This is a genomic window from Pseudomonas sp. UBA6276, assembly GCF_002438365.1.
In the GTDB taxonomy this organism is placed as follows: domain Bacteria; phylum Pseudomonadota; class Gammaproteobacteria; order Pseudomonadales; family Pseudomonadaceae; genus Aquipseudomonas; species Aquipseudomonas coleopterorum.
This window is the reverse complement of the sequence record NZ_DJUS01000129.1, coordinates 90,461-117,276: the sequence shown is the minus strand read 5'-3', so window position 1 is coordinate 117,276 and position 26,816 is coordinate 90,461. Positions and strand designations below refer to the sequence as shown.

25 protein-coding genes are annotated in these 26,816 nt (G+C 63.9%); 19 read left to right on the top strand and 6 right to left on the bottom strand.

The window, feature by feature from the left end; translation table 11 throughout:
• A partial coding sequence (locus B2V21_RS15250) for a TIM barrel protein (protein ID WP_286917293.1) occupies nucleotides 1-356 on the top strand: 356 nt, incomplete at its 5' end.
• Nucleotides 357-365: 9 nt separating this feature from the next.
• Here B2V21_RS15250 and B2V21_RS15245 read toward each other — a convergent pair.
• Nucleotides 366-2,042, bottom strand: a complete 1,677-nt coding sequence (locus B2V21_RS15245; RefSeq protein WP_286917292.1) for an NAD-dependent malic enzyme — start codon at nucleotides 2,040-2,042, stop codon at nucleotides 366-368.
• Between the two features lie 244 nt (nucleotides 2,043-2,286).
• On the opposite strand from B2V21_RS15245, the gene B2V21_RS15240 reads away from it, so the two are divergent.
• Nucleotides 2,287-4,641, top strand: coding sequence for an FdhF/YdeP family oxidoreductase (locus B2V21_RS15240; protein WP_286917291.1), 2,355 nt, complete (start codon nucleotides 2,287-2,289; stop codon nucleotides 4,639-4,641).
• Between the two features lie 28 nt (nucleotides 4,642-4,669).
• Here the strand turns inward: B2V21_RS15240 and B2V21_RS15235 are convergent, their stop codons facing one another.
• Nucleotides 4,670-5,566, bottom strand: a complete 897-nt coding sequence (locus B2V21_RS15235; protein WP_049859555.1) for a LysR substrate-binding domain-containing protein — start codon at nucleotides 5,564-5,566, stop codon at nucleotides 4,670-4,672.
• Nucleotides 5,567-5,788: 222 nt separating this feature from the next.
• Here B2V21_RS15235 and B2V21_RS15230 point away from each other — a divergent pair, with 222 nt between their 5' ends.
• From B2V21_RS15230 to B2V21_RS15165, 14 genes are all read left to right on the top strand, one after another.
• On the top strand, nucleotides 5,789-6,841 hold the full coding sequence (locus B2V21_RS15230; protein WP_049859554.1) for an ABC transporter substrate-binding protein: 1,053 nt from the start codon (nucleotides 5,789-5,791) through the stop codon (nucleotides 6,839-6,841).
• Nucleotides 6,842-6,911: 70 nt separating this feature from the next.
• Nucleotides 6,912-7,985 (top strand): ABC transporter ATP-binding protein, encoded by a 1,074-nt coding sequence (locus B2V21_RS15225; RefSeq protein WP_286917290.1) that lies wholly within the window; start codon nucleotides 6,912-6,914, stop codon nucleotides 7,983-7,985.
• Nucleotides 7,972-8,844 carry an ABC transporter permease gene (locus B2V21_RS15220; protein ID WP_286917289.1) on the top strand — a complete coding sequence of 291 codons (873 nt, stop codon included), beginning with the start codon at nucleotides 7,972-7,974 and terminating at the stop codon, nucleotides 8,842-8,844. The genes B2V21_RS15225 and B2V21_RS15220 overlap by 14 nt, the downstream gene beginning before the upstream one ends.
• 6 nt (nucleotides 8,845-8,850) lie before the next feature.
• Complete coding sequence (locus tag B2V21_RS15215; protein ID WP_056842744.1) at nucleotides 8,851-9,648, top strand: ABC transporter permease; 798 nt, start codon at nucleotides 8,851-8,853, stop codon at nucleotides 9,646-9,648.
• Nucleotides 9,645-10,784, top strand: a complete 1,140-nt coding sequence (locus B2V21_RS15210) for an NAD(P)/FAD-dependent oxidoreductase (protein WP_286917288.1) — start codon at nucleotides 9,645-9,647, stop codon at nucleotides 10,782-10,784. Before B2V21_RS15215 ends, B2V21_RS15210 begins: the two co-directional genes overlap by 4 nt.
• A complete protein-coding gene (locus tag B2V21_RS15205) occupies nucleotides 10,774-11,142 on the top strand; it encodes a (2Fe-2S)-binding protein (protein WP_286917287.1) in 369 nt (122 codons plus the stop codon). The genes B2V21_RS15210 and B2V21_RS15205 overlap by 11 nt, the downstream gene beginning before the upstream one ends.
• On the top strand, nucleotides 11,139-12,515 hold the full coding sequence (locus B2V21_RS15200; RefSeq protein WP_286917286.1) for an NAD(P)/FAD-dependent oxidoreductase: 1,377 nt from the start codon (nucleotides 11,139-11,141) through the stop codon (nucleotides 12,513-12,515). Before B2V21_RS15205 ends, B2V21_RS15200 begins: the two co-directional genes overlap by 4 nt.
• Complete coding sequence (locus B2V21_RS15195; RefSeq protein WP_286917285.1) at nucleotides 12,508-13,677, top strand: NAD(P)/FAD-dependent oxidoreductase; 1,170 nt, start codon at nucleotides 12,508-12,510, stop codon at nucleotides 13,675-13,677. Before B2V21_RS15200 ends, B2V21_RS15195 begins: the two co-directional genes overlap by 8 nt.
• Before the next feature lie 11 nt (nucleotides 13,678-13,688).
• On the top strand, nucleotides 13,689-14,042 hold the full coding sequence (locus B2V21_RS15190) for a RidA family protein (protein WP_049859546.1): 354 nt from the start codon (nucleotides 13,689-13,691) through the stop codon (nucleotides 14,040-14,042).
• Between the two features lie 358 nt (nucleotides 14,043-14,400).
• On the top strand, nucleotides 14,401-15,363 hold the full coding sequence (locus B2V21_RS15185; RefSeq protein ID WP_286917300.1) for a LacI family DNA-binding transcriptional regulator: 963 nt from the start codon (nucleotides 14,401-14,403) through the stop codon (nucleotides 15,361-15,363).
• 65 nt (nucleotides 15,364-15,428) lie between these two features.
• Nucleotides 15,429-16,211, top strand: coding sequence for a sugar phosphate isomerase/epimerase family protein (locus B2V21_RS15180; protein WP_286917284.1), 783 nt, complete (start codon nucleotides 15,429-15,431; stop codon nucleotides 16,209-16,211).
• Nucleotides 16,204-17,145 (top strand): sugar kinase, encoded by a 942-nt coding sequence (locus tag B2V21_RS15175; protein ID WP_056842751.1) that lies wholly within the window; start codon nucleotides 16,204-16,206, stop codon nucleotides 17,143-17,145. The genes B2V21_RS15180 and B2V21_RS15175 overlap by 8 nt, the downstream gene beginning before the upstream one ends.
• 81 nt (nucleotides 17,146-17,226) lie before the next feature.
• Nucleotides 17,227-18,531 carry an MFS transporter gene (locus B2V21_RS15170; protein WP_049859542.1) on the top strand — a complete coding sequence of 435 codons (1,305 nt, stop codon included), beginning with the start codon at nucleotides 17,227-17,229 and terminating at the stop codon, nucleotides 18,529-18,531.
• 141 nt (nucleotides 18,532-18,672) lie between these two features.
• Nucleotides 18,673-18,948 carry a DUF1652 domain-containing protein gene (locus B2V21_RS15165; protein WP_286917283.1) on the top strand — a complete coding sequence of 92 codons (276 nt, stop codon included), beginning with the start codon at nucleotides 18,673-18,675 and terminating at the stop codon, nucleotides 18,946-18,948.
• Here the strand turns inward: B2V21_RS15165 and B2V21_RS15160 are convergent.
• The 3 genes from B2V21_RS15160 to B2V21_RS15150 all read right to left on the bottom strand — a co-directional run bounded on the left by B2V21_RS15160 (nucleotide 18,935) and on the right by B2V21_RS15150 (nucleotide 22,303).
• Nucleotides 18,935-19,999, bottom strand: coding sequence for a hypothetical protein (locus B2V21_RS15160; RefSeq protein WP_286917282.1), 1,065 nt, complete (start codon nucleotides 19,997-19,999; stop codon nucleotides 18,935-18,937). The two genes, B2V21_RS15165 and B2V21_RS15160, sit on opposite strands and share 14 nt — an antisense overlap.
• On the bottom strand, nucleotides 19,992-21,062 hold the full coding sequence (locus B2V21_RS15155) for a glycosyltransferase family 4 protein (RefSeq protein ID WP_236690464.1): 1,071 nt from the start codon (nucleotides 21,060-21,062) through the stop codon (nucleotides 19,992-19,994). The genes B2V21_RS15160 and B2V21_RS15155 overlap by 8 nt, the downstream gene beginning before the upstream one ends.
• A 188-nt stretch (nucleotides 21,063-21,250) precedes the next feature.
• Complete coding sequence (locus tag B2V21_RS15150; RefSeq protein WP_286917281.1) at nucleotides 21,251-22,303, bottom strand: NAD(P)-dependent alcohol dehydrogenase; 1,053 nt, start codon at nucleotides 22,301-22,303, stop codon at nucleotides 21,251-21,253.
• A 170-nt stretch (nucleotides 22,304-22,473) separates the two neighbouring features.
• Between B2V21_RS15150 and B2V21_RS15145 the strand changes: the two genes are divergently transcribed.
• Nucleotides 22,474-23,358 carry an AraC family transcriptional regulator gene (locus B2V21_RS15145; RefSeq protein WP_286917299.1) on the top strand — a complete coding sequence of 295 codons (885 nt, stop codon included), beginning with the start codon at nucleotides 22,474-22,476 and terminating at the stop codon, nucleotides 23,356-23,358.
• Between the two features lie 196 nt (nucleotides 23,359-23,554).
• Here the strand turns inward: B2V21_RS15145 and B2V21_RS15140 are convergent, their stop codons facing one another.
• A complete protein-coding gene (locus tag B2V21_RS15140; protein WP_049859537.1) occupies nucleotides 23,555-24,571 on the bottom strand; it encodes a LacI family DNA-binding transcriptional regulator in 1,017 nt (338 codons plus the stop codon).
• 181 nt (nucleotides 24,572-24,752) lie between these two features.
• On the opposite strand from B2V21_RS15140, the gene B2V21_RS15135 reads away from it, so the two are divergent.
• Nucleotides 24,753-25,283 carry a gluconokinase gene (locus B2V21_RS15135; RefSeq protein ID WP_049859536.1) on the top strand — a complete coding sequence of 177 codons (531 nt, stop codon included), beginning with the start codon at nucleotides 24,753-24,755 and terminating at the stop codon, nucleotides 25,281-25,283.
• Between the two features lie 105 nt (nucleotides 25,284-25,388).
• Nucleotides 25,389-26,741 (top strand): GntP family permease, encoded by a 1,353-nt coding sequence (locus B2V21_RS15130; protein WP_056842757.1) that lies wholly within the window; start codon nucleotides 25,389-25,391, stop codon nucleotides 26,739-26,741.
• Nucleotides 26,742-26,816: the final 75 nt, after the last annotated feature.

Below are 26,816 nucleotides of genomic sequence, written 5' to 3'. Positions count from 1 at the left end.
AAATGATCAACACCCGCGACATGCCAGGTTTCTATCTGAATGGAACCCAGCAAGCACTGGCGATTCGGGAACAGGTGGGCCACGAGAATCTGTTTCTGCAATACGACATCTATCACATGCAGGTGATGGAGGGTGATCTGGCGTGCACGCTGCAGGCGCACCTGCCTGCCATCGGCCACGTGCAACTGGCGGACAACCCCGGCCGGCACGAACCGGGCACTGGGGAAATCAACTTTCGATTCCTGTTCCAGCACCTGGACCGGATCGGCTACCAGGGCTGGGTCGGTTGCGAGTACAAGCCGCTGAGCGGGACGGAGGCCGGGTTGGGCTGGATGAAGAGCCACAACCTGGCCTGAGTCTGGCGGTTACAACGGCTGGCGTTCGTAGGCGCGGTATTCCGGCTTCCAGAAATGCACCTCGATCGCTTCGCGCAGTGCAGCTTCATCCATCGGCGCCGCCACCCCATCCTTCTGTGCGGCCAGGCCTACGGCCAGGGCGATGCGCTTGCTGACCGACTGCACGTCGCGCAGCGGTGGCAGCATCTGCCCTGGCGCCGCGCTGTCGGCCAGCGCCTGGGCCGAAGCCATGAGCATGCCGTCGGTGATGCGCGTGGCCCGACTGGCAATGGCACCCAACCCGACACCGGGGAAGATGTAGGAGTTGTTGCACTGGGCGATGGGAAAGGTACGACCGAGCACCTCGATCGGCAGGAACGGACTGCCAGTGGCCACCAGTGCATTGCCCTCGGTCCACTGCAGGATGTCCTTGGGGTGGGCTTCGATCTGCGAGGTCGGGTTGGACAACGGCATGACGATCGGCTTGGAGCAGTGCTGGTAGAGCGTCTTCACCACTTCTTCGGTGAACAGCCCGGCCTTGCCGGAGACGCCGATCAGCACGCTTGGCTTGGCATTGCTCACCACTTCCAGCAGGGTTGGCCACTGTCCGGCGAACGACCAGGACGTCAGGCTCTGGCTGTCGTGAGCCAAGCGCTGCTGGAAGTCGTAGAGGTCGGGCTGGCGATCGGTCAGCAGCCCCTTGCTGTTGAGCAGATAGACCCGGCTGCGGGCCTCGCTGTCGCTCAAGCCTTCCAGCTGCATGGCGGTGATGATCTGCTCGGCGATGCCACAGCCAGCAGAGCCGGCGCCGACGAAGGCCACGGTCTGCTCGGAGAGTTTCTGGCCTTTGACCTTGCACGCGGCCAGCAAGGTGCCAACGGTGACCGCGGCGGTGCCTTGGATGTCATCGTTGAAGCAGCACAGCTGATCGCGAAAACGCTCCAGCAGGGGCATGGCATTGCTCAGGGCGAAATCCTCGAATTGCAGGATCGCCTCCGGCCAGCGGCGCTGCACGCCCTCGACAAAGGCCTGCACGAACGATTCGTAGCGCTCGCCGCGCACCCGTTCCTCGCGACGTCCGAAATACAGCGGGTCGGCCAGCCGCTCGGGGTTGTTGGTGCCCACGTCCAGCACCACCGGCAAGGTATAGGCCGGGCTGATGCCACCACACGCGGTGTACAGCGAGAGCTTGCCGATGGGGATGCCCATCCCGCCCACGCCCTGGTCGCCCAGGCCGAGGATGCGCTCACAGTCGCTGACGACAATGACCTTGACGTTGTCCTTGGTCACGTTGTTGAGAATCTCGTCCATGCGTTCGACGTCGTCGATGCTGATGAACAAGCCGCGATGGCTGCGGTAGATGCGTGAAAATTCCTGGCAGGCCTTGCCGACGGTCGGGGTGTAGATGATCGGCAGCATCTCGTCGATGTGATCATCGACCAGGCGGTAGAACAGGGTTTCGTTGGAATCCTGGATCGAGCGCAGCAGCACGTGGCGTTCCAGATCGGTGGAGCAGGCCTGGAACTGGTGATAGGCGCGCTCGCATTGCTGGTCGATGGTTTCGATCTGTTGCGGCAGCAGGCCTTGCAGATGCAGGGCATCGCGTTCCTGAGCGGTGAAGGCAGTGCCCTTGTTGAGCAACGGCGTGGCAAGCAGTGCCGGGCCGGTGAACGGGACCTTTACAGGGCGTTTGGCGGAGCTGGTCATGCTGTTTCTCCCTTGCTTATTGTATTTTGCATTCAAAATAGACGCCTTTGCCAAAGGGTGCCATCGGTTTTAGCGCAATCGCCGCCCTGACGCCAGCCATGCGCTCTGTTCCCTGTCTTTTGCGCTAGCCGCGGGAAGGCCCGCATACCGCCGGGGAATAAAGCGCTTCGAACCTTTGCCGATCCTGCACCGTCGTAAATGCAGGCCCCTCGTCACGGGGCTTCCATAGCCAAGGACCACGACCATGCAGATCATTCATCCCAAAGCCCGCTACCAGCCCTATAGCTCGTCCTCTGGAGGCTGGGGATCGGCGTTTTCGGTGATGAACATCCTCTGGCGTCAACAGGCTCTGGGCAAGGGTCCCTTGGCATTGCTCAAGCAGAACAAGCCCGACGGCTTCGCCTGTGTCAGTTGCGCCTGGGCCAAGCCGGGCAATCCCCACGCCCTGGAATTCTGCGAGAACGGCGCCAAGGCGACCGCCTGGGAGCTGACCGCATTGCGCACCGGTCCTGAACTGTTTGCCAAGCACAGCCTGACCGAGCTGCGGACCTGGAGCGATTACGAACTCGAACGCCACGGCCGCCTCACCCACCCGATGCGCTATGACGCGACCAGCGACCGCTACGTGACCACCACCTGGGAAGAGGCGTACCGCGGGATCGGTGAGCAACTGCGTGGGCTGGAGCCCGACAGCGTGATCTTCTACGCCTCCGGCCGTGCCTCCCTGGAAACCTCGTTCATGTATCAGCTGCTGGCGCGCGCCTACGGCACCAACAACCTGCCCGACAGCTCGAACATGTGCCACGAAAGCACCTCGGTCGGCTTGCAGGAAAGCATCGGCGTGCCGGTCGGCACGGTGTCCCTGAATGATTTCGAGCGCACCGACTGTATCTTTTTCTTCGGTCAGAACGTGGGCAGCAACAGCCCGCGCATGCTTCACCCGTTGCAGGAAGCGCGCAAGCGTCAGGTGCCGATCATCAGTTTCAACCCGCTGCGGGAGCGTGGCCTGGAGCGCTTCGTCAATCCGCAATCGCCGGTGGAAATGCTCGGCCCCGATTCCACGGTGATCAGCACGCAATATCACCAGGTCGCCATAGGCGGCGACACCGCGGCGGTGATGGGTATCGCAAAGGCGCTGCTGGCCATGGATCGCACGGCGCAGGCCGAGGGTCGGCCGACAGTGATCGATCACGCTTTCATCGCCGAACACACCGAAGGCGTGGACGCGTTCCTGGCTCAGGTCGACCAGCATGAGTGGATCACCCTGGAGGAACGCAGCGGCCTCAAACGCGCGGCACTGGAAGCCGCCGCCACCGTCTATGCCCGCAGCGAGCGAGTGATGATCATCTACGGCATGGGCCTGACCCAGCATCGGCATGGCGTGCAGAACGTGCAGATGCTGGTTAACCTGCTGCTGTTGCGCGGCAACATCGGCAAGCCCGGCGCCGGCATCTGTCCCGTGCGCGGGCATTCCAATGTGCAGGGCCAACGGACCGTAGGCATCACCGAGGACCCTTCGAAAGTCCCCGCAGACAAGATCGAATCGCTGTTCGGCATCCAGGTGCCGAAGAAAAAAGGCATGGCCACGGTGGACGCCTGCGAGGGCATCGTCGCCGGTACGGTGAAAGGCTTCATCGGCCTGGGCGGCAACTTCCTGCGCGCCGTTCCCGACACCGATCGCATCGAGCCCGCGTGGGCCAACCTGACGCTGAACGTGCAGATCGCCACCAAACTCAACCGCACCCACCTGTTCCCGGGCCAGCATGGCTGGCTGTTGCCCTGCCTGGGTCGCATCGAAAGCGACGTGCAGGACGGTCGCCGTCAGGTCTACACCACCGAGGACAGCACCGGTTGCATCCGCGCCTGGGAAGGTCGTGCGGAACCTGCCAGCGAGCACCTGCGCGCAGAGCTGGCGATCATCGCCGGCCTGGCCCAGGCGACCCTCAGTGGTCGCGAGCAGATTCCGTGGGAGCTGTGGCGTCAGGACTATGCCCGCGTGCGCGAGGCCATCGCCCAGACCTACCCGGAGATTTTCCATGACATGGAGAAACGAATGTGGGAACCCGGTGGCTTCCACCGCCCCTTGGGTGCCTGCGAGCGCAAGTGGACCACGCCCTCGGGCAAGGCTCAGTTCGTCACTGCCAAGACCCTGGACGAAGACGACGACATCTCGCAGAACAGCGATCAGCGCGATGTATTGCAGCTGATGACCCTGCGCAGCAACGATCAATTCAACACCACGGTGTATGGCTACGAAGACCGCTTCCGCGGCGTCAAGGGCACGCGCAGCGTGATCTTCCTGAACCGCAATGACATCGTTCGGCTGGGCTTCCATCCCGGTGACTGGGTCACCATCCGCACCGCCATCGAGCCAGGAGTACGGCGCGAGGTGGGGCCGATGCAGATCATCGCCTACGACATCCCGATCAATTGTGCGGGCGCCTACTACCCCGAATGCAACGCGTTGATTCCCTTGTGGCATTACGCGAGCAAGAGCAAGGTACCGGCCGCCAAATCGATCCCTGTCACCCTGCACAAGGCCCAGGCCCGCGCCGAAGACATGGCCCACGCCGTTCCGTTGTCGGATCAGGTTATGTAACGCCCCTTCTTCCTGTGGCGGCGGCGCGTCAGAAGGATTTCGTCAATTGGCGAAAATACGCCTTCAAGGTGTCGATGAAATCCTCGGCCAGCAGGGTACGGTTCTCCGTGTGCGGCCAGATCACATAGGTGGGCAAAAGAATGTCCGGGCGAAATGGCCGCACCACGATCTCCCGGTGCAGATAATCCCTGGCCACCAACGGGTGTACCAAGGTGATGCCCATGCCATGGGCGACCATTTCGCAGTTGATTGCGCCGTACTGTGCTTCTACCGCCATCACTCGCTCGACGCCGGCCTGCTCGAACAACCTGTCAACCAAGGCCCGAGTGCCATCGCCGTGGCACAACGACACAAACGGCTGCTGGTGCAGATCGCCGAAGGTGATGCTCTCGCGCTGGGCCAGTGGATGCGCCGCTGGCAATACGCAGACCGCCGGAACTTCGGCCAACAACTCGACCTGATGGTTCACCACATCGCCCGGATGCACCACGATGCCGATCTCGCAGAATTGCGATTTCACCCATTGCTCGACGGTCTGCGACGAGTTGACGTGCAGCGACACCGTCAATTCCGGACGGGTCGAGGTGAAGGTCTTGAGCACCTCCGGAATCACGCTCATGCCCATGGAAGGCACCGCCGCGACGCGCAGCCGTCCAGTGCCCAGGTTGCGAATGTTCTTGGCCGAGTGCTTGAGACTGTCGAGCCCGACGAACGCCCGCTCCACCTCCTGAAAGAACGCCCTTCCCTCCTGGGTGGGGATCAGTCTCACCCCGGCGCGCTTGAACAAGGTCAGCCCGGTACTCAACTCCAGTTGCGCGATCAGTCGGCTCACATTGGGTTGCGAGGTGTACAGCACATCGGCTGCTGCTGTCATCGAGCCCATGCGCATCACGCTGCGAAACGCTTCGATCTGCCTCAGGTTCACTGACGCCTCCATATCAAATATGCATGACTAGGCCAGATATCCGTATTTGACCATATACCGCAGCCCTCGCAATACTCAAGCCCAGCAGCACCTAGCGCACACCAAGATGCGTTACCCCGGCGAGGCTTACGGCCGGGAGCATGCACAGCGCATGCGTGGCCCCGGTTCGCCGGAGCGACCGACGCATTGTTCGATCTGCCCCCTGCACTTCGGAGATAGTCTGTGAATAGCCAACAACCGTCCTTTCGCCTCACCGTCCTGCGCGTCGCCCTCGCTGTCGCGGCGCTGACCAGCACCGGCGCCCACGCCGCCCCTACCCTCTATGTCGCCGGTGTCGGCGGCTCGACCGAACAGATGTACAAGAGCAAGATCATTCCGGCGTTCGAAAAGCTGCACGATGTCAAGGTGGTCTACGTGGCCGGCAACTCCACGGAAACCCTGGCCAAGCTGCAAGCGCAGAAAGGCCGCCAGCAGATCAACGTCGCCATGATGGACGACGGCCCCATGTACCAGGCACTACAGCAGGGCCTGTGTGGCGAACTCAGCGATGCGCCCGTCTACCAGGAGCTCTACCCGTTGGCCCGCCTCAGTTCGCAAGCCACCGGCATCGGCATGGTCGCCACCGGAATCGGCTACAACGAGGAAGCCTTCAAGAAGCGCGGCTGGGAGGCGCCCGATTCCTGGGAAGACCTTGCTGACCCTCGCTACAAGCAATTGCTCGGCATGCCGCCGGTAACCAATACCTACGGCCTGCACACCCTGGTGGAAATGGCCCGCCTGCGCGGTGGCGGCGAGAAGAACATCGACCCCGGGTTCAAGGCCCTCAAGGACGAGATCGGCCCGAACGTCCTGGCTTGGGTGTCGGCACCCGGGGAAATGGACGGCATGATGCAGAACGGTGACGTGGTCATGGCCGTCTATGGCAGCGGCCGCGCCGTGGCCCTGCAGGGCACCGGCTTCCCACTCAAGTTCATCTATCCCAAGGAAGGCGGCGTGGCCTTGCTGCTGGCAGCCTGCGGCGTGACACCCAATGCCGAGCCGGCGTTGTCGCAGGCCTTCATCCAGTACGTGCTGTCGCCCGAGGTTCAGGCCATTCAGGCCCGCGAGAACGGTTTCGCACCGGTCAACAAGACCGTTCAATTGAGCCCCGAGCTTGCCGCGCGCATGCCGTACGGTCCGGACAAAGTCAGCGCCTTGATCAAGGTCGATTGGGAGACGATCAACCAGCAGCGCAGCGAATGGACCACGCGCTGGAACCGTACCGTCGAACGCTGATACACCCGCCCCGTTCGATTTCTCCCGACCCTTTCCTGGAGCCGCAGGCGCACGCCTGCGTGGCAACGCCATGGCATTTTTGACACTGGAAGGCCTCGTCAAGAACTACGGTACGTTCAAGGCCATCGATGGTTTGAGCCTGGAAGTGCAGCACGGCGAGTTCGTCGCCCTGCTCGGCCCTTCCGGGTGTGGCAAGACCACCACCCTGCAATCGATCGCTGGATTCGTGCAGCCCACTCAAGGCCGCATCGTCCTCGACGGCCGCGACATCACCCACGTCCGCCCGGAAGATCGCGGCCTGGGCATCGTTTTCCAGAGCTACGCGCTGTTCCCGCACATGACGGTGGCGCAAAACATCAGCTTCGGCCTGGAAATGCGTGGCATGGCCAGGGCCGAGCGCGCCAAGCGCGTAGCCGAGGCACTAGAACTGGTGCGGCTCGGCGGGCTGGGTGAGCGCTACCCCAAGGCCCTGTCCGGTGGCCAGCGTCAGCGGGTGGCGATTGCCCGTGCTCTGGCGATCCGTCCCAACCTGCTGTTGCTCGACGAACCGATGTCCAACCTGGATGCCAAGCTGCGCGAAGAAATGCACATCGAGCTGCGGGCGATCCAGCGCGAGCTGGGTATCACCACCATTCTGGTGACCCATGATCAGGTCGAGGCGATGACCATGAGCGACCGCATCGCTGTCATGCAGCGCGGCCGCATCGTGCAGATCGATACGCCCTTCGAAGCCTACGAACGTCCCCATTCGCCGTTTGCCTCGGCCTTCCTGGGCAAGACCAACGCCTTCGCCGGTGCCGTGCAGCTGCGCAACGAGCGCTGCTGCCATGTGCAGGTGCGCGACACCCTGCTGCACGTGCCCCACGAGGACCGTTCGCTGGGGCTCGACGTCAATGTGTACATCCGCCCCGAGAAGATCCGCCTGACCGAACCGGGCCTGGGACGGATCAATGGCCGCATCAGTCTGCGCGTGTTCCTAGGCAACCTGTGGTTGATTGCCGTGGACAGTCATTTCGGATTAGTCCACATGACCCAGCCGAACCTGGGCCACGTGCCGCCGGCCGAAGGCAGCGAAGTCGGCCTGGACTGGTCGGACGATGACCTGCGGCTGCTCGATCGGGAGGCTGCCCATGGCCAGGTATGACGCCGAACACGTTGGCGCAGCGCCCTGGCTGCTCAGCGGCCCTGCCCTGCTGGTGTTCATCGCCCTGTTGCTGGCGCCGTTGCTGCTGACCGCACTGCTTTCGTTGAACCTGTTCAGCGACACCGAGGGCGTGCTTCCGGCGTACAGCCTGGCCAACTACATCGAGGTGTTCAAGGACGACTATTTCCACGAGATCTTCCTGCGCACCGGGGCCATGGCCTTGGCGGTCACACTGCTGTGCGTCGTGCTTGGCGTCCCGGAAACCATCATCATCGCGCGCATGGCGCCGCGCTGGCGTTCGACCTTCCTGCTGGTGGTGCTGGGTCCGTTGCTGATTTCAGTGGTGGTACGGACCTTGGGCTGGGCGATTCTGCTGGGCAACAACGGTTTGATCAATGACGCCTTGCAAGCCCTGGGCATCACCGACCAACCGGTGAAGATCCTGTTCACCCAGGTGGGCGTGATCATCGCCCTGACCCACGTGCTGGTGCCGTTCATGGTGATCGCGGTATGGGCCACCTTGCAGCGTCTGGACCTGCAAGTCGAATGGGCCGGTCTGTCCCTGGGCGCATCGCGCCTGACCGTGTTCCGGCGCATCATCGTGCCGCAGATCATGCCGGGCATTCTCTCCGGCTCGATCATTGTCTTCGCCCTGGCCGCCTCGGCCTTCGCCACCCCGGCGATCATCGGCGGACGCCGGCTCAAGGTCGTCGCCACCGCCGCCTACGACGAGTTCCTCGGCACCCTCAACTGGCCCCTGGGCGCGGCGATCGCCGTGCTGCTGCTGGTGGCCAATCTGATCATCATCCTGGGTTGCAGCAAGCTGGCCGAGCGCCGCTTCAAGCAAGTCTTCGAGTAGGCCGCCATGCACAAGAACGGTTTTTTCTCGCTGCTGTTCCATATCCTGTTCATCGCCTTCATCGTCGCCCCGTTGCTGGTCGTGATGGCCATGGCGTTCACCGACAAGGGGTACCTGTCCCTGCCCACCGATGGCCTGTCGCTGCGCTGGTTCAGAGCCTTGCTGGACAACCAGGAAATGCTCGACGCGTTCGTGCTGTCGATCAAGCTGGGTCTGGCCTCGGCCACCATCGCTACGTTGCTGGCCATCCCGGCGGCCCTGGCCATCAGCCGCTACGACTTTCCCGGCCGGGGCACGCTCACGGGCTTTCTGCTGTCGCCCCTGATGATTCCCTCGGTGGTGTTGGGGATCGCCTTCCTGCGCTTCTTCTCCCTCGCCCAGATCGGCGGTTCGTTCTGGGCGCTGTGCCTGACCCACGTCATCGTCGTGCTGCCCTATGCCCTGCGCCTGACTCTGGCGTCCACCATCGGCCTGGAGAAAGACATCGAGCAGGCCGCGCTGTCGCTGGGGGCCAAACGCTGGACTGCATTTCGCCGAGTCATTTTGCCGCGCATCCGCACCGGTGTGGTGGGCGGCTGGATGCTGGCGTTCATCCAGAGCTTCGATGAGCTGACCATGACCGTATTCGTCGCCACCCCCGGCACCACCACCTTGCCGGTAGCGATGTACAACCAGATTTCCCAAACCATCGATCCTTTGATCACAGCGGTATCGACCGTGTTGATCGTCGGCACGTTGATCCTGATGCTGGTGCTCGATCGCCTGGTGGGCCTGGACCGTGTGCTCATAGGAGAAGGCAAATGAACCGCTCGACGGCAGCGATCAATGCCGACGTCATCGTCGTCGGTGGCGGGCTGGTGGGCACCGCCGTGGCCTACGGCCTGGCACGCGAAGGGGCCGACACAGTGGTGCTCGATCAGGGTGACGATGCGTTTCGTGCCTCGCGCGGCAATTTCGGCCTGGTCTGGGTACAGGGCAAGGGCTACAACCTGCCCGACTATGCGCGCTGGACCCGGTCTTCAGCTCAGCGCTGGGCCGGCCTGCGCGATGCGCTGCTGGCCGACAGCGGCGTGGACGTCAGCCTCAAGCAGCCAGGCGGTTTTCACATGTGTTTCAGCGATGAAGACTTGCTGGAACGCGAGGCCCGGCTACGGCAGTTGCAGGTCGCAGTCGGTGACTATCCCTTCGAGATGCTCGACGCCGCCGAGCTCAAGGCGCGCCTGCCGCTGATCGGCAAGTCCGTGGTCGGCGCCAGCTATACGCCCCAGGACGGCCACGTGAACCCGCTGAAACTGCTGCGCGCCCTACATGCTTCGGCGCAGCGCCACGGCGCGCGTTTCGTCGGTGGCCAGCACATCGGGCGCATCGAAGGCAGCGCCGGCGACTTCCGCGTCTGGGCTGGCGAGCAGGCCTACTGCGCGCCCCGCTTGGTCTTGGCCGCCGGGCTGGGCAACCCAGGGCTCGCCGCGCAGGTCGGGCTGCATGCGCCAGTTGCGCCCAACCGTGGGCAGGTCCTGGTCAGCGAGCGGGTCCAGCCGTTTCTCGACTACCCCACCATCAATGTTCGCCAGACCGACGAAGGCACGGTGCAACTGGGCGATTCCATGGAAGAGGTCGGCTTCGACGACAGCACTTCCACCGGCGTGCTCTCGGCGATTGCCCAGCGCGGTGTGGCGACTTTTCCGCTGCTGCGCGATGTGCGCCTGATCCGCGCCTGGGGAGCACTGCGGGTGATGAGCCCGGACGGTTTCCCGATCTATCAGCAGTCGACAACTCATCCCGGCGCTTACGTGATCACCTGCCACAGCGGCGTGACCCTGGCCGCCGCCCATGCCCTGCGCATCGCGCCGTGGGTGATGGGCGGCGCGCAACCCGACGAATTGGCCGTGTTCAACGGTGACCGTTTCCTCAGCGACAAGGTGCTTGCCCATGCCCACTGAAGCCCCCCTCCGCGCCCCGCTGTTCCAGGCGCTGGCCAGCGAAACCCGCAGTTGCCGCCGCGTGACCTTGAGCTTCAATGGCGAGCCCCTCAGTGTCCCGGCCGGCATCAGTGTCGCTGCGGCCCTGTTGCTGTCCGGCATCGAGCGCTTTCGCGCCACGCCGGTGAGCGAATCGCCGCGCGCGCCCTACTGCATGATGGGCGTGTGTTTCGAGTGTCTGGTCACCATCGATGGTGTGCCCAACCGGCAGAGCTGCCTGATCGATGTGGCCGAGGGCATGCAGGTGCGCTCCCAAGAGGGCGCTCGCGATCTGCCCTTCGACATGCCAGTGGTCCCCGCTCTGGAGGTGCAGCCATGACAGTGGAATCGGTCGACGTCGTCGTCGTGGGTGCGGGCCCAGCGGGCATGGCCGGAGCCAGCGAACTGGCCGGACTGGGCCTGAGCGTGGTGCTGCTGGACGAGCAAGGCAGCCCTGGCGGGCAGATCTACCGCGGCATCACGCTGGCCCCGCTGAGCCGCCGCGACCTGCTGGGACCGGACTACGCCCATGGCAACGTGCTGGCCAGGGCGCTGGCGGACACGTCGGTGCGGCACGTCAAGGAAGCCGCAGTATGGCAGGTGAGTCGCGATCATCAGGTGAGCTATCTGCATGGCGGGCGCATGCACACCTTGCAAGCCCGCGCGGTGTTGTTGGCCACCGGCGCCATGGAGCGGCCCTTCCCCATCCCCGGCTGGACATTGCCAGGCGTGATGACTGCGGGCGCTGCACAGATCCTGCTCAAGAGCGCGGGCGCCGCGCCAACCGAACCGGTGGTGCTGGCCGGCTGCGGACCGTTGCTGTACCTGCTGGGCTGGCAGTACCTGCGCGCAGGCGTGCCTATCAAGGCCTTGGTCGACACCACCCACCGCGACGACTATTGGCGCGCGCGGCGGCACCTGGTCTCGGCACTGCGCGCGTGGCCCTACCTGCGCAAGGGTCTGCAACTGATGCGCAGCCTGCGCCAGGCGCGCATCCCCCATTTCACGGGTGCCACGGCCCTGGCGGTCGAAGGCAATGATTCAGCCCAGGCGCTGAGCTTCAGCGTTCAGGGCAAGACCGAGCGCATCGCTACCCGGTGCGTGCTACTGCATCAAGGTGTGGTGCCCAACATCCAGTTCAGCCAGTCCTTGCGGGCCACCCATGCCTGGGATCCGCAACAGTTGTGCTTCAGCCCGCTGCAGGACAGTTGGGGTGAACTGGACGTGCCGGGGGTCTTCGTCGCCGGTGATGGCGGCGGCATCGGCGGGGCCCAGGCGGCGGCGCTGCAGGGTCGGCTGGCAGCCTTGGGCATTGCCGCGCGACTGGGCACCCTCGGGGCGCCGCAACGCGACCGGCGCGGGGTGGGTCTGCGCCAGGAATTGAACGACAACCTGCGCATCAGGCCGTTTCTCGACGTGCTTTACCGCCCCCGCGACGAGCATCGCATCCCGGCGGACGAGGTCATCGTCTGCCGCTGCGAGGAAGTCACTGCCGGCCAATTGCGCGAATTCGTCGCCCTGGGCTGCGCCGGGCCGAACCAGGCCAAGTCGTTCGGACGTTGCGGCATGGGGCCGTGCCAGGGACGGCTGTGTGGCCTGACGGTGACCGAAGTGATCGCCGATGCCCGCGCGGTACCGGCCGGCGAGGTGGGCTACTACCGGATTCGGCCGCCGATCAAGCCCATCACGTTGGGAGAGCTGGCCGGTGACTGAGTCTCTGCGCAAAGGCGCTGACGTACTGGTCATAGGCGGTGGTATTCACGGTCTGAGCACCGCCCTGCACCTGGCTCGCGCCGGCGTTCGGGTGACTGTGCTTGAGGCCGAATACTGCGGGCGGCATGCCTCCGGGGTCAACGCCGGTGGCGTGCGCACCCTGGGTCGCCACGTGGAGGAAATTCCCTTGGCACTGGCTTCGCGCACGCTTTGGCACGGCCTGCAGGACGTGCTCGGCGAAGACGGCGGCTTCGTCGCCAGCGGCCAGCTGAAACTCGCCGAGAACGAAGCGGAGTTGCAGGAGTGCCAACGGCGCGTGGAGCAGTTACGGGCCTTGGGTTTTACCCATGAGGTGTTGATCGATCGGCAACAGGTACTGGAGCTGGTACCTACGGTGGCGCCCCATGTGGTGGGCGGTATCTGGGTCAGCGGCGACGGCTACGCGGTGCCCTACCGCACTGTTACCGCCTTCCGTTTGGCAGCGCAAAGGCTGGGTGTGCAGATCTTCGAGCAGACGCCGGCGCAGCGCGTCGAGCGTTCCGCCAACCACTGGCGCGTGGACACGCCTACGGGTGGATATCAATCCGAGCATCTGGTGGTTACGGCTGGTGCCTGGGCCGGGCAACTGGCGGCGCAGGTCGGCGAGCCGGTGCCGGTGCACCCCGAGGGCCTCATGCTCATGGTCACCCACCGCGTGGCACCGTTCTGCGCACCTGTGCTGGGAGCCACGGGCCGAGCGCTGTCGTTCAAACAGTTCGCCAATGGCACGGTGGTGATCGGCGGCAAGCTGGTGGGGTCGGTGGAATTTGCCGCCCGTCATGGCGAGGTGCAGATGGACCGCCTGAGCACCAGCGCACGCACCGTGACCGACCTGTTTCCGCACCTGCGTCATCTGGGCGTCAACCGCGTCTGGGCCGGCGTGGAGGCGTTCACCGCCGATGATATTCCGGTGATCGGCGCCAGCGGCAAGGCCGACCGGTTGAGCTATTCCTTCGGCTTCTGCGGCAGTGGTTTCCAGATGGGCCCTGGTACCGGCCAACGCCTGGCCCAGCAGATTCTTGGCGAGCACTCGCCGATCAGCCTCGACCCCTTTTCCATCGGACGCTTCGCCCAGCAGGCGATGACGCTCGAACAACCTGCAGCAGCCCTTATCCACTCGTGAGGAAATACACCATGCTGGACATCAAACGCATCGAGACCAATCAGCGCATGAGCCGTGTCGTGCAGTGCAACGGCTTCACCTTTTTGGGCGGTCAGACCGCCACCGACCGCAGCCTGGACATCAAGGGGCAAACCGCGCAGGTGCTGGCCAAGATCGATAGCTTTCTGGAACAGGCAGGTCTGGACAAGACGCGTATCGTCACCGCGCAGGTGTGGCTGTCGGATATTCAGGCCAATTTCGCCGGCATGAACGAAGTGTGGGACGCCTGGGCTCCCGAAGGCCACGCCCCAGCCCGCGCCACCGTGGAATCGCGCCTGGCCGCCCCGGACCTGCTGGTGGAAATCACCGTCGTCGCAGCCGGCTGAACCGCGCCGCCTGATTCGCGGGCAGAGGGCTGCGCTGCGGTGAATCAGACAGACCGCATGCACCGCTGCTACAGGGGTACCGCACTCCCCCTGTGGGAGCGGGCTCTGCCCGCGAAGGCTGCGCTGCGGTACATCAGACAGACCGCATGCGCCGCCGACGCGGCTTGCACCGCTGCTACAGGGCACAGCCCGCACACCCCAATCGCCTGCGCAAATATCCCTCTTCCGCAGTTGACGGCCACGTCGATTTGGTGTTTCCTGAAACCGGTTTCAAACTATCGATCGCCTGCCCATAACATCCATAAAAGGACCCAGGCCCGTGACACGTCTCTCCCTCACTGCGCGCCCCCGCGTGACCATGCTCGACGTTGCCGAGCGCGCCGGTGTGTCCAAAGCCAGCGTCTCGCGCTTCATCGGTGAAGACCGTGGCCTGCTGTCCGATGCCATCGCCGGACGCATCGCTCACGCCATCGATGAGCTGGGCTACCGTCCCAACCAGATGGCCCGCGGCCTCAAGCGTGGTCGCACGCGTCTGATCGGCATGCTCATGGCCGACATCCGCAATCCCTACTCGGTGGCCGTCATGCACGGTGTGCAAACCGCCTGCCGCCGCCATGGCTACAGCCTGGTGGTGTGCAACACCGATCGCGATCCGGAACAGGAACATCAGCAGCTGCAGGCGCTGCGAGCCTACAACATCGAAGGCTTGATCGTGAACACCCTGGGCCACCATCAGGAGGAGTTGCGCGAACTGCAACAGGAACTGCCGATGGTGCTGGTCGACCGTAAGGTCGCGCACCTGCCCAGCGATCTGGTAGGTCTGGACAACCAGTTGGCCGTCGACATGGCCCTGGACCACCTCCACGCGCGCGGCTATCGCCACATTGCGCTGGTCAGCGAGCCAGCGGACGGCACCAGTTCCCGGGTCGAGCGCATCGATGCGTTCAAGCGGCGCGCCGATGGCCCGGTGTTCTTCACCGAGCCCGACCTCGGCGAGCGCCTGCGGGACTTTCTAGCCGACGCCCATTCCGGACCCAAGGCGCTGTTCTGCGCCAACGGTGTCGCGGCCCTGGCCTGCACCCTGGCGCTGCGCGCGCTGGACACCCACCGCTGCGAAGACGTCGGGCTCATCGCCCTCGACGACCTCGACTGGTACCCCCTGGTCGGGGATGGCATCACCGCCCTCGCCCAACCCACTCACGCCATCGGCGTGCAAGCCCTGGAGTGCCTGCTGGAGCGACTGGACGGCTCCCAAGCCCCGGCCCAGACGTTTCATTTCACCCCAGAGCTGATCATCCGAGGTTCGACACCGCCGCGCTGAGCCGATTCGGCTGCGTACTGCTTACGTATACCTAAAATTGAAACCGGTTTCAGAGGACAATAACAATGCATCTCTATCCCGTCTCCATCAGCCTTTCCAGCTTCGGTGCGGACTATGTCCATGCGCAGGGTCAGCCCAGCCTGGCGCCGTTGGTTGCCCAGAGCGGCGCCAGCCACCTGGAACTGCGCGAAGAGTTGTTCGACCACTTCGATGCACCTGCCCTGCGCAGCGCAATCGCCGACCAGGGACTGACCTGCGTCTATTCCTCGCCGCTCGAGCTGTGGCAGCCCGGCCAGGCCGCACCCAATCCACAGCTGCAAGAGGCGCTCGCCCGAGCCGTTGCCTGCGATGCAGTGTGGCTCAAGGTGTCGCTGGGCTTCTATTCATCCATCAGCGACCTGAATCTGCTGCACCAGCAACTGCGCGACCAGCCCGTGCGCCTGCTGATCGAAAACGACCAGACCGCCCAGGGCGGGCGAATCGATCCCTTGGTCAAGTTCTTCACCGCGATCGCCGAACAGGGGCTGCCCGTGGGCATGACCTTCGACATCGGCAACTGGCAGTGGCAGCAACAATCGGTGTCGAGTGCGGCGCTGCAATTGGGCCGTTTCGTCGAGTACATCCATTGCAAGGCAGTACAGCGCACGGCGACCGGCAAACTGGTCGCCACACCGCCCGAGCTGACCGACCTGCACCAGTGGTCGCGCCTGCTGCGCCACATGGCGCCGGGCCTGGTACGGGCCATAGAATACCCACTGCAGGGCGCCGATCTGCTGGCCGTAAGCCAGGTACAAGTGGCAACCCTGGCTGCGCTCGGTCAGGCCGCCCAGGAGGTGGCCCATGGCTGAGTTCGACGTGCTGAGCTTCGGCGAAACCATGGCCATGTTCGTCGCCGAACAGACCGGCGACCTGGCCGATGTCACCCGCTTTCACAAGCGCATTGCCGGCGCCGACAACAACGTTGCCATCGGCCTGTCGCGCCTGGGCTTCAACGTCGCGTGGCTCAGCCGCGTGGGCGATGACTCCCTCGGTCGTTTCATCGTTGCGGCCCTGCAGCGCGAAGGCCTGGATTGCAGCCATGTCGCCGTGGATCCGCAACACCCCACCGGCTTCCAGTTCAAGTCGCTGCAGGACGATGGCCGCGACCCCTGCGTGGAATATTTCCGCCGCGGATCGGCCGCCAGCCACATGGGCATCGCCGACGTGCCCCCACGCTTGCTCGATGCCCGGCACCTGCATGCCACCGGCATCCCCCCGGCACTGTCGCCGAGCATGAACGCCTTGACCCGAGGCTTGATGACCGCGATGCGTTCGGCAGGCCGCAGCGTCTCGTTCGACCCCAACCTGCGTCCGTCACTGTGGCCCAGCCAGGCCAAAATGATCGAGCAGATCAACAGCCTCGCTGCCCTTGCCGACTGGGTGCTGCCGGGGCTGGCCGAAGGGCAGCTGCTGACTGGGCAAGAACGCTGCGAAGACATCGCCCGCTTCTACCTGGACCTGGGCGTGCAAGCCGTGGTGATCAAGCTGGGCGCGGACGGTGCCTTTTATTGCAGCGCCCAGCAGCAAGGCTATGTAGCCGGGCGCCCAGTGAACAAGGTCGTCGACACGGTCGGTGCCGGTGACGGTTTCGCCGTCGGTGTCATCAGTGCCTTGCTCGAAGGCCGCGACCTGCCTCGGGCCGCCGCCCGCGGCAACTGGATCGGCAGCCTGGCGGTGCAGAGCCCCGGCGACATGGAAGGCCTGCCGACACGCGCCGCGCTGACGGCGGACGAACACCGATGATCTGAACACACGCCACCCCAGACCGTTGATTCAGCACCCTCTACCTGTTGCGACAATTACAAAATGCTCAGGAGTCAGACCATGCAGAGCCAGACCGCGAAACTCGCCAGCCGTCGCTGGTGGTACATCATGCCGATCGTTTTCATCACCTACAGCCTGGCCTATCTGGACCGGGCCAACTATGGTTTCGCCGCCGCCTCGGGCATGGCCGCCGACCTGAACATCACGCCGGGGCTGTCCTCGCTGCTCGGTGCCCTGTTCTTCCTGGGTTACTTCTTCTTCCAGGTTCCCGGCGCCATCTACGCGCAACGACACAGCGTCAAGCAACTGATCTTCGTCAGCCTGATCCTCTGGGGCAGCCTGGCGACCCTGACCGGCGTGGTGTCCAGCGCCTACTGGCTGATCGTGATCCGCTTCATGCTCGGGGTGGTCGAAGCCGTGGTCATGCCAGCGATGCTGGTCTACCTGTGCCACTGGTTCACCCGTGCGGAACGCTCACGGGCCAACACCTTCCTGATCCTCGGCAACCCGGTGACGATGCTATGGATGTCGGTGGTGTCAGGCTATCTGATCCAGCATTACAGCTGGCGCTGGATGTTCATCATCGAAGGGCTGCCAGCGGTGATCTGGGCGTTCATCTGGTGGCGCCTGGCCGACGACCGCCCGGCGCAGGCCAAATGGCTCAGCCAACAAGAAAAAGATGACCTGCAAGCCGCCCTGGCCGCCGAACAGGTGGGCCTCAAGCCGGTGAAGAACTATGCCGAAGCCTTCCGCTCGGGCAAGGTGATCACGCTGTCGCTGCAGTTTTTTCTGTGGAGCGTGGGCGTCTACGGCTTCGTGCTGTGGCTGCCCTCGATTCTCAAGCAGGGCGCGCAGATGGACATGATCGAAGCCGGCTGGCTGTCGTCCCTGCCCTACCTGGCAGCGGTGATCGGCATGTTGGTGGTGAGCTGGTTTTCCGACCGTCTGCAAAAGCGCAAACGCTTCGTCTGGCCACCACTGCTACTGGCCGCGCTGGCCTTCTATGGTTCTTACGCGTTGGGCAGCGAACACTTCTGGTGGTCCTATGCGCTGCTGGTGATCGCCGGGGCCTGCATGTACGCGCCCTACGGGCCTTTCTTCGCCATCGTGCCGGAAATCCTCCCGGCCAATGTGGCTGGCGGTGCCATGGCGCTGATCAACAGCATGGGCGCCCTGGGCTCGTTCGCCGGTTCCTACCTGGTCGGCTATCTGAATGCCAGCACGGGCAACCCCGGCGCGTCGTACCTGTTGATGAGCGGCGCCTTGCTGCTTTCGGCCCTGTTGACCCTGCTGCTCAAGCCCAGTGGCTGTGATCTGGAGGTAAAACAATCAACGACGGCAGGCCTGAAACCCTGCAAACACTGACCCAGATCATGAAACTCGATGAAATCATTCTGGAATCGCGGCAAACCACACAGCTGTCATCCAAGGGGTGCTACGTTTAATACTCCAAACGCAGCACTCGACAGGCCATCGGTCCGGATGGCCTGTCCCACGGCAGGCGACATGCGACAGGTGGGCGCGATGAACAAGATGACATTTCCCAATGCGTGCCAGGTGATGCGCTGGCACTTTCATCCCATGGGTTTCGAGGGCAGCATGGATGCGCCCAGCAGCATGGTCGCCCGGCTGTTCGATCGCAGCAGCGGCGAAACGCTGCTGACCATCGCCGGTCTGCCCTGCGCGGCCGTCATGAACGCCGCCGACGTGGAGCGCATCATCGAGGCGGTGGAAGCCGAGCTCGAGGCCTTCATTCCGCCCCAGACGCTCAAGGCGGGCTGAGGGCTGCGCCGAAATGACTCTGCACAGTGGCCTGAATGATCCCGGCGGCGTCCTGCGCGGCCTGATCATTGAGCAGCGCCTGCCAGGCGCTGGGCCCGGGCAGATGCCGGGCTCGCTCCAGCAGGGCCGGCCACTCCTGCGCAGGCGGCACGCCGTCCACTCCCAGTGCCACTCGCAACCGCTCCAGTTGCATGGCCTGCAGACGTTGCTCGTCGAACGGACGCTGCTCGGCAATCGCGATCAGGCGGCCACCCAGGTGGGCCACTTCGGCAACGACGTTATCGCCCGCACTGCCCACCACGATCTCGGCGCGCAGCAACTCGGGCAATGGATCGGCCAACTGCCCCAGCAGCGTCAGGTTGACGGGTAATGACAGGTCACTGCTTGGCAGCGGCCCGGCCACGCGGAATCGATACTGCGGACAGCAATCAGCAATGGCCACCAGCGAATCCACGGTAAACGCAGTGCCGCCCTGCCCCGTGATCACCAGCACGCTGCCCTGCTCGGCCTCCACGTGTCCGCGGCCCTGCCCACTGTAACGGGACACCCAGCCGCAGTGATCGGTCTTGCTCGACACCCAGTCGGGCATCTGGCTGCACTCCATGGCCGCCGGATAAGGCGCCAACAGACGCGATGCCGAAGCGTAGGCCTGCAAGTGGGCGGTGTCGGTGCGTTCACCGTGCTGACGCATGTACACGCACGGCACACCGAACAGGCGCGCCAGCATCGCCACCTCGACCGATACGTCCACCACCAGCAGGCACGGCCACGCGTTACGCATCCAGTCGGCCAGAATCCCCATGCGCTCCCGCAGACCGTCCACGGCAAGAGGTGCGTAATGCAGCGCGGGGAAGCTTTCGACGTGCATGCCCGGCGCCGTGTCGCCGGGCAAGAGCAGGCTTCTGACGTTGGACGTATACGGACCGTCAGGCAAACGCGAACCGATCAAGGTGACATCGCAGTCCAGATGGCGGGCGATGGCCAACGCGCGCATGCCATGGCCTGAGCCGTGGTGATGGACGTAATAGCCGACTTGCGGACGTTCAGGCACCGGCTTGGGCCACCTGCCGCAGCAGCGCATCGTAGCGATCGAGCATGACCTCGTGGCTCCACTGCGTTTCGGCATGCAGGCGGCAAGCCAGGCGCGACTTGCGCCGAGCCAGGCGCAGCGCCTGGGCCAGGCCCTCGACATCGCCGCCCGCAGCCAGCGCACCGGTGGCATCGGTCAGCAGATCGCCAACAGCACCACGGGCAAAGGCGGCTACCGGCGTGCCGCAGGCCAGGGCTTCTGCCACTACCAGACCGAAGGGTTCTTCCCAGCAAGGTGTGACCAGCGCCGCGGAGGCACTGGCCAATTCAATGGCCAGTTCTTCGCGCCCCAGATGGCCAAGGTACTGGCACTGGTCACTCAAGCGCGGCTGAATCTGCTCCTTGAAGTAGCGAGGATCGACCGCCTGACCGGCCAAGCGCAACGGCACACCCGCCAGCTTCGCGGCGTCCATGGCCAAGTGGGCGCCCTTGTCAGGTACCAGTCTTCCGAACCAGATGGCGTGTTCCAGCGGTGCAGCGCGCGGTGACCAGGTCTGCAGGTCGATACCGTTGGGAATGATGTGGCACTCGGGTATGACGTCCTTCCACTGCCGTGCATTAGCCTCGGAAATGGTCGCGAAATGCCCCGCACGGCGTTCGCCACTGTAGGCATTGATCAGCTCGAAGAACGGTGGTGTGTGCAATACCGTCAGCATCGGCGTACGAATCATCGATGCCATGGTCGCAGGCACATAGTGCAGGCTGTTGTTGAAGATGACATCGAAGCGACGGTCGTCGATGTTCTGCATGGCCTTGAGGTAGGCGTGATGCTCCTCGATGTACTCGGAACTCAGGCACGCACGGCGACCATCTTTATAGGTGGCGTCGTCCCACACCGGCACGATATTGAGGGCTGGGTCACTGGATGAGCTGGCAAACAGGGTGACGTCGTGACCACGTTGCATCAGCCCGGACGTCACATCGTGGGTGAACGCTTCCAGGCCGCCGGCGAACGGCTGGCGAATGGGATGTTTGATGTGCGTCAGCACACCGATGCGCAACGGGCGAGCGGAAGATGAAGACATCGAGGACGTTCCTGGCACGGATTGCAGCTTTGAGGCTGCGGCACAGGAATGGTTGCATCTAAAGCGCCCCTCGGCCCCTGTAGCAGCGGCGCAAGCCGCGTCCCGGTAAATGCGGTCACCTAGACACACCGCATTGGCCGTCGACGCGGCTTGCGCCGCTGCTATAGGGCAAGGTCGACGAGACCGTGTCAGGCCTTGAGGCTGGCCATGTCGATCACGAAGCGGTACTTAACATCACCGGCGTGCATGCGCTCGAAGGCTTCGTTGATGTTCTTGATGTCCAGCATTTCGATATCACAGGTGATGTTGTGTTCGGCGCAGAAATCCAGTACTTCCTGGGTTTCCTTTATGCCACCGATCAACGAACCGGCCAGCACACGGCGCTTGAGCACCAGGTTGGCTGCGTGCAGCGCAGGGTCCACCGGCTGGATCAGCCCGACGAGAATGTGCACGCCGTCGAAACGCAGGGTTTCCAGGTAGGGGTTCAGGTCGTGAGGCACCGGAATGGTGTCGAGCAAGAAGTCGAAGGTTTCGGCAGCGGCTTTCATCTGCTCGGCATCGGTCGACACGATGACATGGTCGGCGCCCTGGCGGCGGCCTTCGGCAGCCTTGCTCGCCGAACGGGTGAACAGCGTGACTTCGGCGCCCAGCGCCTTGGCGAACTTGATACCCATGTGGCCCAGGCCACCCATGCCCAGGATGCCGACCTTGTCACCCGGCTTGACGCCGTAGTGCTTGAGCGGCGAATAGGTGGTGATGCCTGCACAGAGGATTGGCGCAGCGTTGGCCGCATCGAGGCCGTCGGGAATACGCACCACGAAGTTCTCGCTGACCACGATGCTGTCCGAGTAGCCGCCCATGGTGTTGGTGCCATCGACGCGGTCGGGCGTGGCGTAGGTCATGGTCGGACCTTCCAGGCAGTATTGCTCGAGGTCGGCGTGACAGGCATCGCAGTGCTGGCACGAGTCGACCATGCAGCCCACGCCCACGCGGTCACCGACGGCGTACTTCTGCACTTGGTCTCCGACGGCGACCACGCGGCCAACGATCTCGTGGCCCGGTACCAGCGGATACACGGCGATGCCCCAGTCGTTGCGAGCCTGGTGCAGGTCGGAGTGGCAGACGCCGCAGAATTCGATGGCGATGCTGACGTCGTCGGGGCGCAGGGCACGACGTTCGAAGCTCAGGGGAGCCAGTGGCGTGGTGGGCGAAAGCGCGGCGTAGCCGAGTGCCTTGGACATGTTGAAACCTCTCGAAACGAAGATGATCAGGCGCCGATTGTGGCCCTCACGCGCGCTCGCGGCCATGTCCGATCCTGCGCGATGCATGCCCATTCCTCCGAGCACCCCGCAAACGGGGCCCGAACGTGCGATCATGGAAGACTGATTTCATGCCTGATCCGTGGTATCCCATGAGCCTGACCAAACACCTAGACGCCAACGCCCGCCTGGTGGATCTGATCCGTCCGCTGGCGGTTGCCGATGACTGGATCCCCACCTCCATCGACGGCTTGCGGGTGGTTTCGTGCCGCAGCCATATCGCGCGCACCGCGCAGATCTACGAACCCAGCCTGATGGTGATCGCCCAGGGCAGCAAGCTGGCGTACCTGGGTGAGCGCACCCTGGAGTATGGCGCCGGGCATTACCTGATCCAGGCCCTTCCGGTGCCGTTCGAGTGCGAGACCTTCGCCAGTGAACAGCTGCCTCTGCTTGGTGTGTCGATACCGATCGATCGCACGTTGCTCGGCGAATTGGTCCTGGCCATGGAGCCCGGGCCGAGCCAGGCGCAGACCACCGAGTCGATGACCGCCGTGCCGCTGGACGATTCCATGCGCGGGGCCGTGGAGCGGCTGCTGCAGTGTCTGCACGATCCTCAGGACCGCTTGGCCATGGGCCAGGCTCGCCTGCGCGAAGTCCTCTATACCGCTTTGCGCGGGCCCAATGGCCATGTGCTGCGTGCCTTGGTGGAGCAACAGGGCCAATTCGCCCGCATCGCTGGCGCGTTGTCCTGGCTGCATGCGCATTACGAAGAGCCGTTGCAGGTCGATGACCTGGCCCGTCGCGCGAACATGAGTGCCTCGACCTTCCATGAGCATTTCAAGCGCAACACCCTGGCCTCGCCGGTGCAGTACATCAAACGCCTGCGCCTGCTCAAAGCCCGCGCGCTGCTGGTGGCCGACGGCATGAACGTCAGCCAGGTCGCGTTGAGGGTGGGCTACCAGAGCAGTTCGCAGTTCAGCCGCGAGTACAAGCGCCTCTTCAACCACAGCCCAGGCCAGGAACGCGACCTGCGCTGAATCCCAGCGCAACGTCAGGTACAGCACCGCCCCTGTAGCAGCGGTGCAAGCCGCGTCCGGCCTCACCGCGTGGCATCAGACCCACCGCACCCACCGCCGACGCGGCTCGCGCCACTGCTACACAAGCGCCGCGATCCCCTGTAGCAGCGGCGCAAGCCGCGTCCGGCTTCACCACGTGGCATCAGGCGTTCCGCCGTCAGGTTTCGCGGACGACCAATTCGAAGCCCAGATCGATCGCCTGGGCGCAATGACGCTTGCCATCCATGCTGTCGAGCAGCATCTGCGCCGCCTTGCGGCCGATTTGCGCACGCGGGGTGCGGATCGAGGTCAAGCGCGGTACCAGGTGGGCCGACCCCGGCAGATCATTGAACCCCACCATGCCGACCCGATCAGGAACGGCAATGCCCTGGCGCTGCGCTTCGTAAATCGCGCCCTGGGCCAGATCGTCGTTGCAGAAGAACACGCCGTCCACATCCGGATGCCGACGCATCAGGTCGGCGAACAACTCGCCACCCAGGCCGATCGACGAAGGCTGCGGGCACAGCACTTCAAGTTGCGGATCATGCACCCCTGCCGTCTCGAGCGCCGCCCTGAACCCCTCGGCCCGCTGCATCACGCGTGGATCGAGCTGCGCTGCCACGTACCCCAGGCGCCGACGCCCGGCGTCCAGCAGATGCCGCGCCGCCACACTTCCGGCCTGCTCCTGGGAAAAGCCAACGCAGGCGCCTTGGCCCTCAGCACCCAGCTCCATCATGTGCACGCACGGCACACCGCTATTGTGCAACATGACCTGGGAGCGTTCGCTGCGGCTCATGCCGGTCAGCAGCATCCCACCCGGCTTGTAGGCGAGGTAGTTGCGAATGAGGTTTTCTTCTTCGTCGACATCGTAGTGGTAGTTGCCGATCAGCACTTCCAGCCCACGCGGACGCATCACTTCATGGATGGCTTCCAGTGTGTCGATGAACAATTGGTTGGAGAGAGAAGGAATGAGCACCACCACCGACTGACTCTGCGCCGACGCCAGCGCCCGTGCCGCCGGATTAACCACGTAACCCAGTGCCTGCGCGGCTTCCAGCACTTTGCTGGCCAGTTGTGGAGCAACCGTGGACACCCCGCGCAATGCGCGCGAAGCGGTAATGGGGGAAACACCTGAAAGTTTGGCAACTTCGGCCAGGGTCGGCAGGCCGGTTGCGCGTGAGCCGATTCGCGCCATGATTCTTGTTGTTATCTACTTGCAATGAAAAAGAGTTGAGGTAAGGTAGCGCTGTCTCGAATCCAGAGCAATAATGATTTGTGCCTTGCTATTACTGCAGGCTGCACCAGACTGCTTTGACAAGATCAATAAGATGAGGGCGCCGTATCCATACCCGGTGCGCCCCAGCAGGAGTGACTTGATGAATGCCCCTCTGAACGCTTTGGTGGTGATGGGAGTATCCGGCTGCGGCAAGAGCAGCGTCGGTGCCGCCATCGTCGGTCGCAGCGGCGGCCGCCTGATCGAAGGCGACAGCTTTCATCCCGAAGCCAACATCGCCAAGATGAGCGCCGGCACTCCCCTCGACGACCAAGACCGCGCCGGCTGGCTGCTGCGTCTGGGCGAAGAAATGCGCGCCTGTATCGAATCGGGACAGCGCCCGGTACTGACCTGCTCCGCCCTCAAGCTCAAGTATCGCGAAACCCTGCGCAATGCCGTGCCCGGCCTGGGCTTCGTGTTTCTCGAACTGACCCGCGAAGAAGCCGCCAATCGCGTTGCTCACCGGCCCGGTCACTTCATGCCGGCCAGCCTCATCGACAGCCAGTTCGCTACCCTGGAACCGCCCACCGGTGAAGCATTGACCCTGCCCCTGGATGCCACAGTCCCCATCGTGGAGCTGGCGCAGCAGGTGGAAAACTGGCTGGTCGAGCATGGCGCTTCCACGCTGGCTTGAACGGCTTTTGAAGACAGCGCTGTCTGAGCTTTCCGCCCGGCAGCGCCCGATGTTCCCAACCACAACCGTTGCGCCCACAACAACGACAACACGAGGCAGACCTTTATGTTTGGCTTAGCTCACGACACCTACTTGCTGCTTGATGCACTGGTCACCATCATTGGTCTGATCGTGCTCATCACCCAGTTCAAGGTTCACCCCTTCGTCGCCCTGACCATCGCGGCGATCTTCCTGGGCCTGACATCCGGTCTGCCGGTGGTCAAGGTCATGAAGTCGTTCCAGGATGGCTTCGGTGGGGTCCTTGGCTTCGTCGGCATCATCCTCGCGCTGGGCACCATGCTCGGCAAACTGATGGCCGACTCGGGCGGCGCCGACCAGATCGCGCAGACCTTGATCCGCAAGTTCGGGGTCAAGCGCATCCACTGGGCGATGATGTTCTCCGCCTTTCTGGTCGGCATCCCGCTGTTCTTCGAGATCGGCTTCGTACTGCTGATCCCGCTGGTGTTCATCGTGGCCCGCCGTTCCGGCGTGTCGCTGGTGAAGATCGGCATCCCGCTGCTCGCTGGCCTTTCGGTGGTGCACGGCCTGGTCCCGCCACATCCGGGCCCGCTGCTGGCCATCGGCATCTTCAACGCTGATATCGGCAAGACCATTCTCTACGGCCTGATCGTCGGCCTGCCCACCGCGATGATCGCCGGCCCGATCTTCGGATCGTTCATCTCCAAATACATTCCGGGCAACCCTTCCAAGGAGTTGATGGACCAGATCGCCAAGGAGTCGGACAACCAGAACCTGCCCAGCTTCGCAGTGACCCTGATCACCATCCTGCTGCCCGTGTTCCTGATGATGCTCAAGACCTTCGCCGACGTGGCGCTGCCGGCGGAAAACCTGTTCCGCCAGTGGATGGACTTCATCGGTCACCCGATCACCGCCCTGCTCGCTGCCCTGCTGCTGGCCTTCTACACCTTCGGCGTGGCGCGCGGTTTCGACCGGGCGAAGATCATGAAGCTGCTGGACCAGAGCCTGGCGCCCACTGCGGCCATCGTGCTGATCGTCGGTGCCGGCGGTGGCTTCAAGCAGATGCTGGTGGACACCGGTGTGGGCAACATCATCGGGCAGATGGCCGTGCAGGCCGAGGTCAACCCGATCCTGCTGGCCTGGCTGGTGGCTGCGGTGATTCGCGTCGCGACCGGTTCGGCGACGGTGGCGACCATTACCGGCGCGGGCATCGTCGCCCCGGTCATCGGCATGATGCCGGGCGTCAATCGTGAACTGCTGGTGCTGGCTACCGGCGCCGGCTCGGTGATCCTGTCCCACGTGAACGATGCCGGTTTCTGGCTGGTCAAGCAGTACTTCAACATGACCGTCACCGAAACCCTGAAGACCTGGACCGTGATGGAAACCATCCTGTCGGTGGTGGGCCTGATCTTCATCCTGCTGCTGTCGCTGGTGGTCTGATCCCCAGCCCGCTCCCACACGAGTACAGTTCATTTCACTCTGTGGGAGCGGGTCTCTGCCCGCGAAAGCCGCCCC

Excerpts from the sequence above, each read along its gene's own strand:
- B2V21_RS15155 (WP_236690464.1), bottom strand. The coding sequence starts at position 21,062 with ATGTCTTCATCTTCCGCTCGCCCGTTGCGCATCGGTGTGCTGACGCAC.
- B2V21_RS15225 (WP_286917290.1), top strand. The coding sequence starts at position 6,912 with ATGGCATTTTTGACACTGGAAGGCCTCGTCAAGAACTACGGTACGTTC.
- B2V21_RS15190 (WP_049859546.1), top strand. The coding sequence starts at position 13,689 with ATGCTGGACATCAAACGCATCGAGACCAATCAGCGCATGAGCCGTGTC.
- B2V21_RS15180 (WP_286917284.1), top strand. The coding sequence starts at position 15,429 with ATGCATCTCTATCCCGTCTCCATCAGCCTTTCCAGCTTCGGTGCGGAC.
- B2V21_RS15175 (WP_056842751.1), top strand. The coding sequence starts at position 16,204 with ATGGCTGAGTTCGACGTGCTGAGCTTCGGCGAAACCATGGCCATGTTC.
- B2V21_RS15245 (WP_286917292.1), bottom strand. The coding sequence starts at position 2,042 with ATGACCAGCTCCGCCAAACGCCCTGTAAAGGTCCCGTTCACCGGCCCG.
- B2V21_RS15215 (WP_056842744.1), top strand. The coding sequence starts at position 8,851 with ATGCACAAGAACGGTTTTTTCTCGCTGCTGTTCCATATCCTGTTCATC.
- B2V21_RS15185 (WP_286917300.1), top strand. The coding sequence starts at position 14,401 with ATGCTCGACGTTGCCGAGCGCGCCGGTGTGTCCAAAGCCAGCGTCTCG.
- B2V21_RS15220 (WP_286917289.1), top strand. The coding sequence starts at position 7,972 with ATGGCCAGGTATGACGCCGAACACGTTGGCGCAGCGCCCTGGCTGCTC.
- B2V21_RS15165 (WP_286917283.1), top strand. The coding sequence starts at position 18,673 with ATGCGACAGGTGGGCGCGATGAACAAGATGACATTTCCCAATGCGTGC.
- B2V21_RS15170 (WP_049859542.1), top strand. The coding sequence starts at position 17,227 with ATGCAGAGCCAGACCGCGAAACTCGCCAGCCGTCGCTGGTGGTACATC.
- B2V21_RS15135 (WP_049859536.1), top strand. The coding sequence starts at position 24,753 with ATGAATGCCCCTCTGAACGCTTTGGTGGTGATGGGAGTATCCGGCTGC.
- B2V21_RS15210 (WP_286917288.1), top strand. The coding sequence starts at position 9,645 with ATGAACCGCTCGACGGCAGCGATCAATGCCGACGTCATCGTCGTCGGT.
- B2V21_RS15130 (WP_056842757.1), top strand. The coding sequence starts at position 25,389 with ATGTTTGGCTTAGCTCACGACACCTACTTGCTGCTTGATGCACTGGTC.
- B2V21_RS15200 (WP_286917286.1), top strand. The coding sequence starts at position 11,139 with ATGACAGTGGAATCGGTCGACGTCGTCGTCGTGGGTGCGGGCCCAGCG.
- B2V21_RS15140 (WP_049859537.1), bottom strand. The coding sequence starts at position 24,571 with ATGGCGCGAATCGGCTCACGCGCAACCGGCCTGCCGACCCTGGCCGAA.
- B2V21_RS15150 (WP_286917281.1), bottom strand. The coding sequence starts at position 22,303 with ATGTCCAAGGCACTCGGCTACGCCGCGCTTTCGCCCACCACGCCACTG.
- B2V21_RS15145 (WP_286917299.1), top strand. The coding sequence starts at position 22,474 with ATGAGCCTGACCAAACACCTAGACGCCAACGCCCGCCTGGTGGATCTG.
- B2V21_RS15240 (WP_286917291.1), top strand. The coding sequence starts at position 2,287 with ATGCAGATCATTCATCCCAAAGCCCGCTACCAGCCCTATAGCTCGTCC.
- B2V21_RS15205 (WP_286917287.1), top strand. The coding sequence starts at position 10,774 with ATGCCCACTGAAGCCCCCCTCCGCGCCCCGCTGTTCCAGGCGCTGGCC.